The sequence below is a fragment of the Sanguibacter biliveldensis genome, from assembly GCF_033798665.1.
Classification (GTDB): domain Bacteria; phylum Actinomycetota; class Actinomycetes; order Actinomycetales; family Cellulomonadaceae; genus Sanguibacter; species Sanguibacter inulinus.
On the sequence record NZ_CP138359.1, the window covers coordinates 2191828 to 2205694 of the forward strand.

Below are 13867 nucleotides of genomic sequence, written 5' to 3' on the forward strand. Positions count from 1 at the left end.
GTCACACGCCTTCCGCGAGGGTGACCTGCTGGTCGTCGGACCCTGCTGACGGAGCCGACGGACGGGCTCGCCGGGTCCAGTCCAGCACGGCCCACTTCTTCTGTCGCGCGTAGCGGGACAGCTGGACGTCGGGGTTGACCGCTGTCGGCGTCCCGAGCATCTCGAGCCACACGAGGTCCGCGTGGCTGTCGCCGTACCCGTAGGACGCGTCGAGGTCGAGGTCGTGCTGGGCCGCGTACTGCCGCAACCACGCCGCACGGGCCTCGTCGACGAGCGGCGGGTCCGCGAGGTACCCGGTCAGCACGCCGTCGCGCACGTGCATGCGACCGGCGACCACCTCGTCGAAGTACGGCACGAAAGGCTCGACCATGAGGTCGATCGTCCCGGTCACGAGGATGGTGCGGTGACCCGCGGCGCGGTGCTGCTGGACGCGCTCGAGCGCGTCAGGCAGCGCCGCCCGCAGCATCGCGCGGCCGAAGCGGCCCTGCACCTCGCGCTCGATCTCGTCGACGCTGAAGCCTTCGTAGCGACGCATGAAGGTCCGGATGAACTCACCACGGTCGCGACGCTCGGCACGCCAGTACCGGCGAGAGGAGAGCACGAGGTCCGCGAGGTCGTGGACGACCCGTGCGCGCGGCACGGTCCTGGTCCACAGGCGCAGGTACTGCTGCACGAGGTTCGCGCCGAGGACCGTGCCCTCGAGGTCGAAGACCGCCACGACGTCCTCGCGCGACGGCAGCGCGCGCTCAGCCCTCTCGCGGGCTGGCGGCCGTTTGCCGAAGGCCCGGGTCAGCGCGGTGATGGCCGGCAGGTGGATCCCTTGGAAGTAGTGCTCCCAGTCGATCTCCGTGACGTCGAAGCCTTGGTCCTTGCGCTCGTCCTCGGGCATCGACGCGAGCAGTGCTCGGGTGTTCGTGTCGTCGAAGACGATCTCCGTCTGGACGTACGCGCGGTACAGCTCGGCGAAGACCCGCAGCCGGCCCAGCCCGCGCTTGTTCTTCCCTACGGTCTCCAACCACTGCCGCGTGCGAGGCGTCGCAGGGAGCCGCTCGACGACGCGCTCCGCGTGGCCGATCTGGCGTTCCCGGCGGGCCAGCACCCGCTCGACCTTCTCCCCACCCGGGAACCGCCAGAGCGGGACCGCGATGTCGCCCTTCTCGTCAGGCAGCGGGTTGGCGGTGAAGTAGGCGTTGACGTTCTCGTACATGCGGTGGAAGGGCAGCGGGTTGCTCGCCCCGGACACCACCTGGAGGTACTGCGGCTCCCCGGCCGGTGAGGGCCGTGAGGCTGCTGCGAGCGCCGCGTTGACGACGAAGTCGACCGGGATGATGTCGAGGACCGAGTCGGGCAGGCCCGGGAACTCCTTCAGCTGTCCACGCCCGTAGGCGATGATCAGCGGGTCGGCGACCTTGAAGCCGTCGATCCACCCGGGGAAGGGGTGGTGCAGGGCGCTCTCGATGATCGAGGGGCGCAGCACCGTGAGCCTGTGGCCGGCCTGGGCCCACATCTCTTCGGCGGCACGCTCGGCGAAGGCCTTGGTGAGGGTGTAGACGTCGGTCCAGCCGAGGCTCTCGGCGCGGGTACGCCCGTAGTCGACGAGGCGCTCGCGCACCCACTCGGTGCGGGCGGTCTCGGCGAGACGGGCGACCTGCTGCGGGCCGGCCTTGCCGTGCTGGGCCTTCGCAGCGTGCAGGTGCTGACGGAGGGCTTCAGGCTGACGGGACTCGAGCTCGACGCGCACGCGGGCCGAGAGCGCGGCGTCGTGCTCGGCGCGCCAGTCGACCTCGTGGGTGAGCGAGCCCTCGGGGGCCACGCCCTTGCGGATGCCGCCGACGTAGGCGGTCGAGACGTGCACGACGTGGGGGTCGCTCCCGCTCTCGAGCAGCGCGCCGTACAGACCGCGGGCTCCGCCGACGTTCGTCTCGAAGGCCTCGTCGATCGGCGGGTCGAAGGAGACCGTGGAAGCGCTGTGCAGCACCACGTCGATGTCCGTCGGGAGTGTGCCGACATCACCGAGGGAGCCTTCGTGGGCGGTGACCCGGCGGGCGAACTCGGCACGCGCCTGGTCGTCGCCGAGCTGCTCGCGCCACCCCTTGAAGACCGGCTTGCGCAGCATGCCGGTGAGGCGCTCTTGCGGAGTCTGGCTGCCCTTGCCGCGGACGAGCACGGTGATGCGGGTCTTGGGGTGGCTGGTGAGCAGCCGTTCGAGGATCGCCTGCCCGACGAACCCCGTACCCCCGGTGAGGAAGACGTGCTCGGTGGTGAGAGACGGGTGCTCGTGGGTCACAGGCGGGCTGCCTTTCGGAGGAGATCGAGCCCGGTCTGACCGGGGAGAGCGGAGATGCGGGAGTCGAGCTCGCGGAGGCGGTCTGGTGCGTCGCCGAAGAGGTAGGAGAAGTAGAAGTCTGTCTCGCTCCGCGGCTCGGCCTTGGCGCCGATCGGCCACGGAGTCTTCGCGAGACGTCTGCGGGTGATCTTCCGGGCGCGCGGCGACTCCTGCAGCCTGAAGCGTGCCTGCGCCTCGAAGAAGCCCAGCTGACGCCGCTTGATCCCGAGGAGCCTGTCGACGGTCGCGACGAGCTGCGGGTGCGGGTCGAGCTCGGCCGTCCGGGTGTAGGCGGCCTGGGTCAGCCACTCGTCGACAGTCCCCTGCGTCATGTGCACGGCGATCATCGGGACGCCCACGATGTTCGCGTAGACCGACTCGCGGATGGTGCGCTCGGCGGGAGTGCGCAGCGCGCCCCTGTCGGGCTCCGTGCCCTCGGGCTCGTGGGCGAGCAGGATCTGCTCGAGCGCGTCGGCGACCCAGAACTTCTCGAAGGCCCACGTGACCAAGAACGCGGTGATCCGTGCGTCTTTGTGGGTAGCCGTCACGAGCACCGTGCGCAGGTGCGTCATGGTCGAGCGCTCGACCACCTGGACGTAGCGCAGGATCCGGAGCGTCTCGGCGGAGAGGGGCCTCTCGCGGTAGGTGGAGAGACCGAGATCGTCTCGGTGGCTGCCTGCGGCGGTGCGGGCGTAGTCGCGCACGTCGAAGTCCGGGGCGGGGAACCGCGAACGGTCCACCGACGACGCCAGGTCGTCCGGCATGCCTTCACCTTTCGTCGTCCGCACCGGTGCCAGCGCAGAGATGTGCGGGGAGTCTACCTCCCGATCGCTACGGTCTGCGTAGCGTACGCTGTCCGCCATGGCTACTGCTCTCATCACGGGCGGCACGTCAGGCATCGGCGCCGCGTTCGCCGAGGCACTGGCTGCCCGTGGCGTCGACCTCGTCCTCGTGGCACGGGACGAAGGACGCCTCGCACGCTCCGCGGCGAGGCTCACCGCCACCCGGGGCGTCGCCGTCGAGACCCTCAGCGCCGACCTCTCCGTCAGGGCTGACGTCGAGAGGGTCGCAGCACGGCTCGACGACGCAGGCCGTCCGGTCGACCTCCTCGTCAACAACGCCGGCTCCGGTGTGCGTACCTCCCTGCTCTCTCGCGACGTCGCGTCGCACGACCTCGGCATGGACGTCATGTGCCGGGCTGTGCTGGTGCTCGGCGGGGCCGCCGGGCGGTCCATGGCTGCGCGCGGCTCGGGCGCCATCATCAACGTGTCGAGCCTGCAGAGCCTGTTCACGACAGGCTCCTACGCGACCATGAAGGCGTGGGTGACGTCGTACTCGCAGGGCCTGTCCGTCGAGCTGCAGGGCACCGGTGTCACCGTGACGGCCGTCCTGCCCGGGTGGGTGCGCACCGAGTGGCACGCGCGCGACGGAGACCGGCGGACCTCGGTCCCCGGGTGGCTCTGGACCGAGCCCGAGGCTGTCGTCGCCGCCGCGCTCCGCGACTCCGAACGCGGACGGGCCGTCTCCATCCCCACCCGGCGCTACCGGGCGATCGGCTGGCTCGCCCGGCACCTCCCCCGCGGAGCGGTCCGGAAGGTCTCGGGCCTGATCTCGTCGAGCAGACGCGACGCCCCACCCGCTGGCCCTCCTGCCCCCGAGCTCCCCGCCCCACCCGCCGCACGAACCGAGGACTACTGATGGTCGACCGCTTCAGCTCCAAGGGTGTCGCAGCGGTCCGGTTCGTCGCCCAGCGGGGGTTCCTCAAGCCTGTCGTGCGCTCGACCGTCAAGGTGTCGGTCCACGGCGAAGAGCGGCTGGAGCAGCTACGGCCCCCGTTCATCGTCGTCGCGAACCACGCGAGCCACCTCGACGCGCCGCTGATCCTCGGATGGCTGCCCCGCAAGCACTCTCGCTACCTCGCTGCCGGGGCAGCCGCGGACTACTTCTTCGACGTGTGGTGGCGCAAGTGGCTCACCACGCTGTTCTTCAGCGCCTTCGCCGTCGAGCGCAACGGCGAGCGCAAGCGCGGCGGGACCTCCCGCAGGCTGCTCGAGCGCGGTGTGCCGCTGTTGATCTTCCCCGAGGGCGGGCGCTCGAAGTCCGGGGGCATCCGTCCCTTCAAGCGCGGTGCCGCGGCCCTGGCGATCGCAGCCGAGGTGCCGTGCGTACCCGTCGCGCTCGTCGGCACGTCGACCGCGATGCCGAGCGGCGTGAGCTGGCCCAAGCGCGGTCGGCCCCCGGTCGACGTCGTGTTCGGCGCCCCCATGCTCCCCGAGCCCGACGAGTCGCCGGCGGAGTTCTCCGCGCGCCTCGCCGACGAGATCGTCCGACTCCACACCTCCGTGCCCTCTGGCGCCGTGGTGCACGTCCAGAAGGGAACGCGATGACCGACACCGTCAAGCACATGAAGTGGTGGGGCTGGGGGAACGACGGGGTCGGGTTCCACCACGAGGACAAGCCGGGCTTCGCTCCCTTCGTCGCGGAGAAGGTCGGCCTGGACCTGCACACCGCAGAGCGCGCCGTAGAGCCGTCCTTCGACGACCTCGACGTCCCGGCGAGCACCGCTCCCGAGGCCTTCGTGAGTGCGCTCGCAGGCATTGTCGGCGACGACCACGTGAGCGTCGACGACCTGGTGCGCGTCATCCACACGTACGGCAAGAGCCTGCGCGACCTCGTCCGCATCCGCGGGAACCAGATCCTGCGCTCCCCCGACGTCGTGGTCTACCCGGCCGACGAGGCCGAGGTGCAGCAGGTCGTCGACGCGGCCGTGGCGGCCGACGCGGTGATCATCCCCTTCGGCGGCGGCAGCAACATCGCCGGGAGCCTCGAGCCGATGCCGGCCGAGACGCGGACGGTCGTCTCGCTCGACCTCGGTCGGATGCGCGCGGTCGTCGACATCGACACCGACTCCGGGCTCGCCCGCATCCAGGCCGGTGCGCAGGGCCCCGACCTCGAGGCCCAGCTCAACTCCACAGGCTGGACCATCGGGCACTTCCCCGACAGCTTCACCCACTCGACCGTCGGCGGCTGGGTCGCCACCCGGTCGACCGGCATGCAGTCCGACAAGTACGGCGACATCGCCGACATCGCCCGCGGGCTGCGCGTCGTGCGCCCGGGCGACGTCCTCGTGCTGCGTCCGCTGCCCAGCACGTCGAGCGGGCCGAGCGTCCGCGAGATGATCCTCGGCAGCGAGGGGCGCCTCGGGGTCATCACCGAGGTGACCGTCCAGGTGCACAGGGTGCCCGAGAAGCGGAACATCTTCGCGTACTTCTTCCCCACGTGGGAGGCCGGCATCACCGCGATGCAGGCGATCTCCGAGTCCGACGCGAGCCCCTCCATCACCCGGGTCTCGGATGCGCACGAGACCGGCTTCACGATGGCGACGAGCAAGACCCGCAGCGGGTTCTCGAAGTTCACCGCCGAGACCGCGCTCCCCCGCATCATGAAGGCCAAGGGCTGGGACCTCGACAAGATCTGCCTGTCCTTCATCGGCTACGAGGGCAGCACGGCCCACGCCAAGCACCAGAAGAAGCTGGTCGACGCGATCGTCAAGAAGCACGGTGGCATGGGTGTCGGCGAGGGTCCCGGGCTGCTGTACGACCAGAAGAAGTTCGACACCCCGTACCTGCGCGACTTCTTGCTCGACATGGGCGCCGCCGGTGACGTCTCGGAGACCGCAGCCCCGTGGTCGAAGCTGCTCCAGGTGCACGACGCCGTGTACGCCGCAGCGGACAAGGCCTACGCCGAGATCGGCGTGACCGGGTGGATCATGTCCCACCTCTCGCACTCGTACCACTCCGGTGCGTGTCTGTACTTCACCTTCGCCTTCGTGTTCCAGGACGACCCGCTCAGTGAGTACGACACCGTCAAGAACGCCATCCAGCAGGCGTTCGTCGACAACGACGCGACCATCTCGCACCACCACGGAGTGGGTCGAGAGCACGCGCCGTGGCTGGAGGAGGACATCTCGTCCGAAGGCGTGAAAGTCTTGACGGCGCTGTTCGAGAGCGCGGACCCGGGAGCGCACTTCAACCCCGACAAGGTGGTCGCGGACTAGGGGGACCTCTGCCGGGCGCGCGGTCCGAGAGGTCTCGCGCGCTCTGCGGAACTGTGCGCGGCTCCGGTGCGCGGCCGGGCGGGCTGGCTGGGACGGCCTGTTCTGCGTCGGGCCAGCCCTCAAGACGGCTGGAGCGCCGGCCAGACGAGGGCGAGGACCGTCTCGACCCAGGCGTCGTCCGTGGGGCGCCCGCGGACCAGCTCGGCGACCACGGCGCCGAGCAGCATGCTGATGACCAGCTCGATGTCGAGGTCGCGCTTGATCTCGCCGCGCTCGGAGCGAGCCCGCAGGTCGTCGCGGAACGGGCTGGCCGACGTGCGGATGAGCCCGCGGAGCAGCGTCGTGAAGGCGGGGTCGGCGTCGACGAGGACCGCGGCGACGGTGCCGCGCCCGACGACGTTCTCGATGGTGTCCGTGGCGTGCCGCAGCACCCACCGGATGGCGTCGTGCGCGGAGAGGCTCTCGGGGATCTCGGTCTCCGACGCGATCGACGCGACGGCGGCCGTGAGCATCTCGTCGCGGTTGGCGTAGCGACGGTAGATGGTCGTCTTCGCCACGCCGGACGCCGCAGCGACCGACTCGACGCTCACGGCGAGCGGACCGCGGCTGCGGAGGATCTCGAGCGCGGCGACGAAGATCTTCTGCTCGACCTTCGTGCGGACCATGCGGCAATGGTATCCCGCGGCGCTCTCGGGCTGATGCGACAGATCACCTGCACGACCGTGCTCACCAGCGAGAACGTCCCGCCCGACGCGACCCGGAGGGCTTGTGTCCACAGGTCGTCGTGAAGGGGCCTGGCGGCGACGCTGCGGCGTCAGCGAGGGTGGTGCTCGGGGCCGCAGGAGGGCGTGCCGGGTGCCGAGGCGTCAAGCCTCTGGGCAGATCGCGAGGTAGAGGTCCTCGACCTCCGCCAGCGGCACACCGGTCGCGTCGGAGACTTCGTCGAGAGGGGTCCCCGCCCTCAGCATCTGCCGCGCTCGGGCGCGCCGTCCGCCGATCCAGCCGAGACGCCCCAGGGTCTCGTCGGCCGCGTCGATGACCAGGGCTCGCTGTCCTGCGCTCCACGGCGCGGTCCGTGAGGCGACGCCCCGGCGGAGCAGGTCGCGGAGCTCGGTGCCGACGACCTCGCGCTGCTCGTCGAGGACCGAGGTCGCAGAGGTCACCAAGGTCACCGCCGAGCGGCCGACGGTCGACGGTCCCGGCTAGAGGGTCGCGTTGCTATCGTGGTGGTGGCACCTCGTGTGCCCCCACGCAGTCGATGACGAAGTGCTCGTCTGACACGTCCGCAGAGAGGACTGGCCCCGGTCAGGACACGTCCGCGGTGGAGATTGCGCAACCGACCCGACCGGGGAGGTTGTCATCACCATGCCGCTGCGCGGCGCGAGCGAAGGGCGGACACCATGTCCACCACCACGACAGGCAAGACCGACAAGGCGACGCAGGACCTCCAGGACGTCGTCGCGAAGATCACCGGATGGCCCGAGCCGTACGCGACCATCGGCACCCGTCTGCACGAGACGATCCTCGCGGCAGGCCCGAAGCTCAAGCCGCGGATCTGGTACGGCATGCCGGGCTACGCGACCAGCCGGACGGCTCCGGTCGTGGTGTTCTTCAGGCTCGACGGCGACACCATGTCGCTCGGGCTCTCCGAGAAGGCGACGGTCGCCCGCGAGCCGGGGACGACGCTGCACCCCTCGGCGTGGTTCCTCAGCGAGATCGACGACGCGACGCTCGCGAAGGTCGGCGAGCTCGTCCGGACGGCGTTCTCCTGAGCTGAGGCTGTCGCCCCGCTGGTGAGGCAGGTCACCCGCACGACCTTCCTCACCAGCGAGGGGCGGTGCTCAGGGAGCGGCCCGGCGCGCCGGGTGCGGAGCCGTCAGGTCTCTGCGCAGAGCGTGACGTAGAGGGTCTCGACCTCCGTCAGCTGTAGACCGGTCGCGTCGGAGACGTCGTCGAGAGGGCTCCCCGCCATCAGCATCTGCCGCGCTCGGTCGCGCCGTCCGCCCATCCAGCCGAGACGTCCCAGGGCCTCGTCGGCCGCGTCGATGATCAAGGCTCGCTGGCCTGCGTCCCACGGGGCGGTCCGTGAGGCGACGCCCCGACGGAGCAGGTCGCGGAGCCCGGCGCCGATGACCTCGCGCTGCTCGTCGAGCGTCGCACCGGCGAGACGCTCCTCTGCGACGACCAGGTCGACGTCCAGAGCCCCGTCGCGCTGGACGAACCGCGTCGTCGATCGACGCGCCCACTCCTGCGGGAGGGAGCGCAGGCAGACACCGAGCACCCCCGGGACGTCGGAGGTCCGCAGGTGGAAGGCCGCCGCCTGGTCGTCGAGCTCGTCAGCCAGGGCTCGCAGGTCGCCGACGGGGCCGGTGTCGGTGGTCACGGTCAGTCGCACGCCCTCAGGGTAGTGGGGCGCGGGTGCACCAGTCCCCGGACCTCGCCGGCGGAGACCGCCTCTGACCCAGCGCTCAGGCCGCCAGGTCGTCGGCGACCAGGGACGAGAGCCCCTCCCGCTCGGCGGCGGCATCGACCTCTGGGTCGCGGGCCGCGACCCGCGCGACCAGCTGGACGAGCGCCTCGTGGACTGTCGCCCTGAGGAAGGCGACCGGGTCTGGTGCGTGGTTCGCGTCGTCTCGGGTGACGTGCACCTGTGCCGTCGCGGTACGCCGTGCGAGGGAGACCCGCGGTGACCGCAGACCTGAGGGCCCGGAGCCAGGCGTGACGTCACCGCCGATCATCAGGACGAGGTCGAGGTCGTAGGAGAACGGCACGTCTTGCAGGACCCGCCGGATCCGGGCGACCTCTTCGATGATCCCGTCCTGAGGGGTGGGGCCGCCGTAGACGGTGCGGAGGGTGACCCGGCCTGCGCGGGCCTCGTCCGCGGCGGACGAGGAGGCTCCGGCCTCGACGGTCCTCGGCGGGGCGGAGGGGCGTGGCCCCGGGTGCTCGGCTGCTGCGTGATCGTCCACCGGGTCAGGCTAGCGTCGACGGCGACCGCGCATCCAGGCTCTGCTCCGCAGAGAGCCGGACGTCGCGTCGAGGCCTGCTCGGCGAGACCAGTCGACACCGTCGTGCACACAACTCATGAGACGCTCTCACGAAGCAGGCTCGAGCGAGGGATCGTGCGATGACATCTCACATGACACGAAGACTGGGTGCTGCTGTGCTCATCTCGGCTCTGCTCCCGGCGGGTTGCCTGGCCCGGACCCCGGGGTCGCCTGCCGGAGCGGCGCCGACTCCGCCGTCACTCGGCCTGACGAGCCCGGAGTCGACGTCGAGGTCCACGACGGACGCGACACTGGCCGCGTCAGACCTTTCCCGGAAGCTGCACGGACGGCCCGAGCTCGCGTCCGTGGCGACCGACCCGGCCGGGACTGGGCTCGTCCTCTACTGGTACGGCCCTGAACCTGCTTCGGAGCTCTCGGCGCTGGCGGCGACCTATCCCGAGGTGGTTGTCGAGGTGCACGGCACCGACTACCTCCCTCGCGACCTGCAGGACCTTGCGAGCGATCTGCTCATCGCCGAGGAGGCGTCAGGCGTCGGAGCAGTCTCAGTCCGTCCCGACGGCTCAGGGCTGGACGTTTCGCGCACGGCAGCCTGTCCAACCAGTCGCTGGCCGCCATGGAGGTCCGTCTCTCAGAGTCGACTGGTGTGCCTGTCACTGTTGAGTCTGGCGCTCCAGTCCCAGCGATGTAGCGACTGCTCGTGGACGGTCTGCCCGGTGGATGTCCAGGTCGGTGCGGCCCGGTGCGAGGTCGTCGCGCAGGGCACGTGTCCCCTGGTAGTCGCCGTCCCGCAGTCGGCGGTACGGCCTGACGGTCTCGGTGCTCAGCGAGGCGATCCTGCTGCGGAGCCGTTCGGTCTCGCGCTCGACGGCCGCTCTGTCGAGGGAGTCAGCGTCAGTGATCACGTGCAGGTCGAGCGTCTCGATGCCGGTGTACCAGAGCGTGCCGTGGGTCAGCGGGAACAGCAGCGAGTCGATGTCGCCGCTGATGCCGCGCGGCCCGATGGTGCGCTCGTCCTCCCCCGCCGTGACGACCACGAGCGCCCTGCGTCCGGCGAGGCCACCGTCGCCATAACGGCGCGGGACGCCGAGCTCCGGGTCCATGTCGCCGTAGGCGAAGCCCGCTGTCAAGACACGATCGAACCAGCCCTTGAGGATCGCCGGCGGGCCGTACCACCAGAGCGGGAACTGGATGACGAGCAGCTCGGCTGCGGCGAGCTTGGCCTGCTCGGCGCGGACGTCGTGAGGGAGCTGACCAGCGGCGAAGGTCTCACCGACCTGCTCCGCGATGTTGCCCGGCGTGCCGGCGAGGTCGCCGAGGTCGCGCTCGCTCAGCACAGGGTCGAAACCCTCCGCGTAGAGGTCGGAGGTCAGGACTTCGTGGGTGGCGGAGAGGGCCTCTGCCCCGGCGCGGAACAGGTGGTTGCCGAGGGACTGCTGGCGGGGGTGGGCGTGGACCCAGAGGGCTGTGCCTGGGGTCGGCGGGTTCTCGATCATGGGGGTCTCCTGGGGTGGGACGGGTCGGTCGGTGGTCTCGGGGGCTGCGGTGGTGGGGCCGCGGGCGGAGCTTCTGGGCACGGCGGAGCTGAGCGGACCGCGGTATTGCCGGGCGGTCGCGCTCTCCGGTGACGCGTTCGACGGGTCTCAGGCCGAAGGCATGGCCCCGATGGAGGTCTCGCCAGCAGCGACGGAGCCGTCCGCGGCCGCCAGCGCCGTGACCACCTTGGTCAGAGCGGCGCGGGCTCGGTCGGCACTGATCCTGCCGGTGATGGCGGCCCGCCCCAGGGCGTCGCCTGCACCGACGATCCCCACCAGCCCCGCGGCGTCGAGGGTGCGCGAATACGGCGTCAGGGTGTCTCGGCACATGCCGAGATACTCGTCCTGCGCCTCCTGACGCAGAGCGTCGAGGGTCGGCGACCCGGCGAGGGCCGACACGACGTCGGCAAGCTCACGCCCCTCGGCGATGCAGCAGTCGACGTAGGCGCTCGCGACGACCGAGGCCACCGCAGGCAGTGCAGGTTCAGCACCGTCGAGGGCGGCGGCGAGCGTGTCACGCTGACGTGCCTCGAAGGCTCGGTACAGCTCGGCGAGGACCCCGGACCTGTCGCCGAAGTGGTCGTAGACCAACGGTTTGGTCACCCCGGCACGGTCGGCGAGCCGGGCGAGGGTGAGCTCGTCGGTGCCGTCGTCGCGGATGAGGTCGCGGGCGACCTCGAGCAGCTGGGCGTGGCGGTCGTCGCGGGACAGGCGCTTGCGAGGAGGCACTGCAGGGTCGATGGTCACGATCGTCCTCCGGAGGGTTCGCGGGTCTCGAGCAGCCAGATCACCGCGGCCGCTGTTCTACCTACAGACCGTAACTTACGATCAGTAAGAAGTCCATGTGGCCCCCCTCGCGGTCACCTCACTGCCTCACGCCTCTCGGGCGTGGACCGCGATGAGCGCGGCCTCCACACGGTTGCGCGCCCCCGTCGTCCGCAGGATCGACGTCATGTGCGTCTTCACGGTCCCCGGTGCGAGGAACAGCTCCGCCGCGATCTCCGGGTTGGAGCGTCCGAGGCCGACGAGCCTGAGGATCTCCTGCTCGCGCGGCGTCAGCGCCGCGAAGCGCCGGCGGGCGTCCCACACCCGAGAGGTGTCCGTCCCGAGAGATCGGCCGAGCATGCGGCGGGCGATCGTCGGGGAGAAGAACGCACCACCTGTCGCGACGGCGTGCACGGCGAGGACGAGCTCACGCGGGTCGCCCGACTTGAGGACGAACCCGTCGGCGTCGAGCGCGAGCGCCTCGGCGACGTAGTCGTCCTCCCCGAAGGTCGTCACCAGCACGCAGGGCAGCGACGACCCGTCGGCGCGCAGCGTCCGGAGCACGTCGAGGCCCGACAGCACGGGTATGCGGATGTCGAGGACGAGTGCGTCGAGCGGCGTCGACCGGGCGAGGGAGAGCGCCACCTGACCGTCACCGGCCTCGCCCACCACCTCGATGTCAGCATCGCTCGTAAGGATCGAGGTGATGCCCACCCTGACCATCGGTTCGTCGTCCGCCACCAGGACGCGCAACCGTCGCGCGGCGCTCATCCGAGCCCTCTCGTGGTCAGCTCGACGGCTGCGAGCGCCAGGGCGATGACGGCGGCCGCACCGACGAGCACCATCACGCCACGACGGTGTGCTGCAGACGCTAGGTCGAAGACCGGGGTGATGCCTTCTTCGCCAGGTGGGGTCGTCGGTGACTCGGCGCTGCTCACTCGCGGGACACGAGCCGACAGGACGAAGGCATCGGCACGGTCGTCCCAGCTGACCATTCCATCGTGCCGCGCAACCTCGCGGGCGAGCGCGCCGAGCCCGGTCCCGGACCCGGTCCCCTTCCCCGCGCCTGTACCCGTGCCCGTGCCCGACGGTCCACCGTCCTGACGCGATCTCGGGTTGGAGACCGTGAGCAGCAGGTCCCCAGCTTCTGTCTCGACGACCACACGGACCGGTTGCCCTGGCGCGTGCTTGGCGGCGTTGGTCAGCGCTTCCTGCAGCACCCGCGCACCGAGCACCCCACAGAATCCGCTGCCGTCACCCGCCACGAGGTCAGCCCCCTCGAGCGTCACGGTCATCCCCGAGCGGCGCGCACCGTCGAGCAGGACGCCAACAGCCGCCCCCGGCGCCGGGCGACCAGTCCCGGTCCGCAAGCTGGCGACCGAGACACCGAGCCTCTCGACCGCGGTCCCCACCTGCTCCCGAGCGGTCCTGACCTGCGCCACGACCTCGGGTGCAAGGTTACGGCGGACCTCGAGCGCCCCGAGGTTGAGCGCGACAAGGCTCAGCGCGTGCCCGAGGTCGTCGTGCAGCCCCTCCGCGAGCGCCATCCGCCCGTTTTGCCGCTCCCTCTCCCCATCGATGTGTCTCTGTCGCTCGTGCTGGGCTGCCGTGAGCCGAGCGCTGCGTCGGATCTGTGCTTGCTGCGTCCATGCGACGGCGACCAACCACGGCACTCCCGCACGGGCGAGGGCAAAGGGGAGCTCGGCGAGCGGGAGCGCGACGGGACCACCCAAGGCGTCGAGGACGACAGCGGATGCCTGGAAGACGGCCATCGCTCCCAGCGTCAGGGCACCACGCCGGATGCCCCCAGCCCCGGTACCGACGACCAGCGCGACGACGAGGACCGCGAGCGCGACGCCGATCCCCGGCCTGGGCACGAGGGCGAGCAGCGCCAGGCCTACGGCGAGCGTGGCGTCACGGAGAAGCACTCGGGTGCCCGGCTGTGCGCGAGACGGATCGGCCTGCGTGCGGGACCGGAGCTCATGGTTCACCCGTCCATCCTGGACGCGGAGCCAGCGGTGCACATCAGACCGTGGTCAGAGATCCGCTGCGACATCTCCACCCCTGGTCAGAGGTGCAGAAGCCCGCAGGCAGAGGCGCTCGACGCACGCGCCGGACGAACCTGGACGGCATGACCTCGACCCCAGCCTCCGGTCCCCCAGCCCGCCCTTCAGCCGCT

Annotated in this window: 14 protein-coding genes; 4 read left to right on the forward strand and 10 right to left on the reverse strand. The window is 70.8% G+C overall.

The features are described from left to right. Position 1: 1 nt before the first annotated feature. Both SANBI_RS09550 and SANBI_RS09555 read right to left on the reverse strand, forming a co-directional pair. Positions 2-2287 (reverse strand): HAD-IB family phosphatase, encoded by a 2286-nt coding sequence (locus tag SANBI_RS09550; RefSeq protein ID WP_319154463.1) that lies wholly within the window; start codon positions 2285-2287, stop codon positions 2-4. Then, positions 2284-3090, reverse strand: a complete 807-nt coding sequence (locus tag SANBI_RS09555; protein WP_319154465.1) for a hypothetical protein — start codon at positions 3088-3090, stop codon at positions 2284-2286. Before SANBI_RS09555 ends, SANBI_RS09550 begins: the two co-directional genes overlap by 4 nt. Before the next feature lie 97 nt (positions 3091-3187). On the opposite strand from SANBI_RS09555, the gene SANBI_RS09560 reads away from it, so the two are divergent. The 3 genes from SANBI_RS09560 to SANBI_RS09570 are packed head-to-tail and all read left to right on the forward strand — an operon-like array spanning position 3188 to position 6383. Further along, positions 3188-4024 (forward strand): SDR family NAD(P)-dependent oxidoreductase, encoded by an 837-nt coding sequence (locus tag SANBI_RS09560; RefSeq protein ID WP_319154467.1) that lies wholly within the window; start codon positions 3188-3190, stop codon positions 4022-4024. Then, the gene (locus SANBI_RS09565) at positions 4024-4713 is read left to right on the forward strand and encodes a lysophospholipid acyltransferase family protein (RefSeq protein ID WP_056133084.1); all 690 of its coding nucleotides are present in this window, start codon (positions 4024-4026) and stop codon (positions 4711-4713) included. The genes SANBI_RS09560 and SANBI_RS09565 overlap by 1 nt, the downstream gene beginning before the upstream one ends. Continuing rightward, positions 4710-6383, forward strand: coding sequence for an FAD-binding oxidoreductase (locus tag SANBI_RS09570; protein ID WP_319154470.1), 1674 nt, complete (start codon positions 4710-4712; stop codon positions 6381-6383). The genes SANBI_RS09565 and SANBI_RS09570 overlap by 4 nt, the downstream gene beginning before the upstream one ends. 119 nt (positions 6384-6502) lie before the next feature. Here SANBI_RS09570 and SANBI_RS09575 read toward each other — a convergent pair whose 3' ends face one another. Both SANBI_RS09575 and SANBI_RS09580 read right to left on the reverse strand, forming a co-directional pair. Beyond that, a complete protein-coding gene (locus tag SANBI_RS09575; protein ID WP_319154473.1) occupies positions 6503-7048 on the reverse strand; it encodes a TetR/AcrR family transcriptional regulator in 546 nt (181 codons plus the stop codon). Positions 7049-7249: 201 nt separating this feature from the next. Then, positions 7250-7546, reverse strand: a complete 297-nt coding sequence (locus SANBI_RS09580) for a hypothetical protein (RefSeq protein ID WP_319154475.1) — start codon at positions 7544-7546, stop codon at positions 7250-7252. Between the two features lie 237 nt (positions 7547-7783). Between SANBI_RS09580 and SANBI_RS09585 the strand changes: the two genes are divergently transcribed. Further along, the gene (locus SANBI_RS09585; protein ID WP_056133095.1) at positions 7784-8155 is read left to right on the forward strand and encodes a hypothetical protein; all 372 of its coding nucleotides are present in this window, start codon (positions 7784-7786) and stop codon (positions 8153-8155) included. 104 nt (positions 8156-8259) lie between these two features. On the opposite strand, the gene SANBI_RS09590 is transcribed toward SANBI_RS09585, so the two are convergent. The 6 genes from SANBI_RS09590 to SANBI_RS09615 form a co-directional block, all read right to left on the reverse strand. Further along, on the reverse strand, positions 8260-8778 hold the full coding sequence (locus SANBI_RS09590) for a hypothetical protein (protein ID WP_319154477.1): 519 nt from the start codon (positions 8776-8778) through the stop codon (positions 8260-8262). Positions 8779-8851: 73 nt separating this feature from the next. Continuing rightward, positions 8852-9352, reverse strand: a complete 501-nt coding sequence (locus tag SANBI_RS09595; protein ID WP_319154479.1) for a hypothetical protein — start codon at positions 9350-9352, stop codon at positions 8852-8854. Between the two features lie 689 nt (positions 9353-10041). After that, entirely contained in the window at positions 10042-10884 is an 843-nt protein-coding gene (locus SANBI_RS09600) for an NAD(P)H-dependent oxidoreductase (protein ID WP_319154482.1), read from the reverse strand. A 147-nt stretch (positions 10885-11031) separates the two neighbouring features. Further along, on the reverse strand, positions 11032-11670 hold the full coding sequence (locus SANBI_RS09605; protein ID WP_319154484.1) for a TetR/AcrR family transcriptional regulator: 639 nt from the start codon (positions 11668-11670) through the stop codon (positions 11032-11034). A gap of 126 nt (positions 11671-11796) precedes the next feature. Beyond that, the gene (locus SANBI_RS09610) at positions 11797-12459 is read right to left on the reverse strand and encodes a response regulator transcription factor (RefSeq protein ID WP_319154486.1); all 663 of its coding nucleotides are present in this window, start codon (positions 12457-12459) and stop codon (positions 11797-11799) included. After that, positions 12456-13679 (reverse strand): sensor histidine kinase, encoded by a 1224-nt coding sequence (locus tag SANBI_RS09615; protein WP_319154488.1) that lies wholly within the window; start codon positions 13677-13679, stop codon positions 12456-12458. Before SANBI_RS09615 ends, SANBI_RS09610 begins: the two co-directional genes overlap by 4 nt. Between the last annotated feature and the right edge of the window lie 188 nt (positions 13680-13867).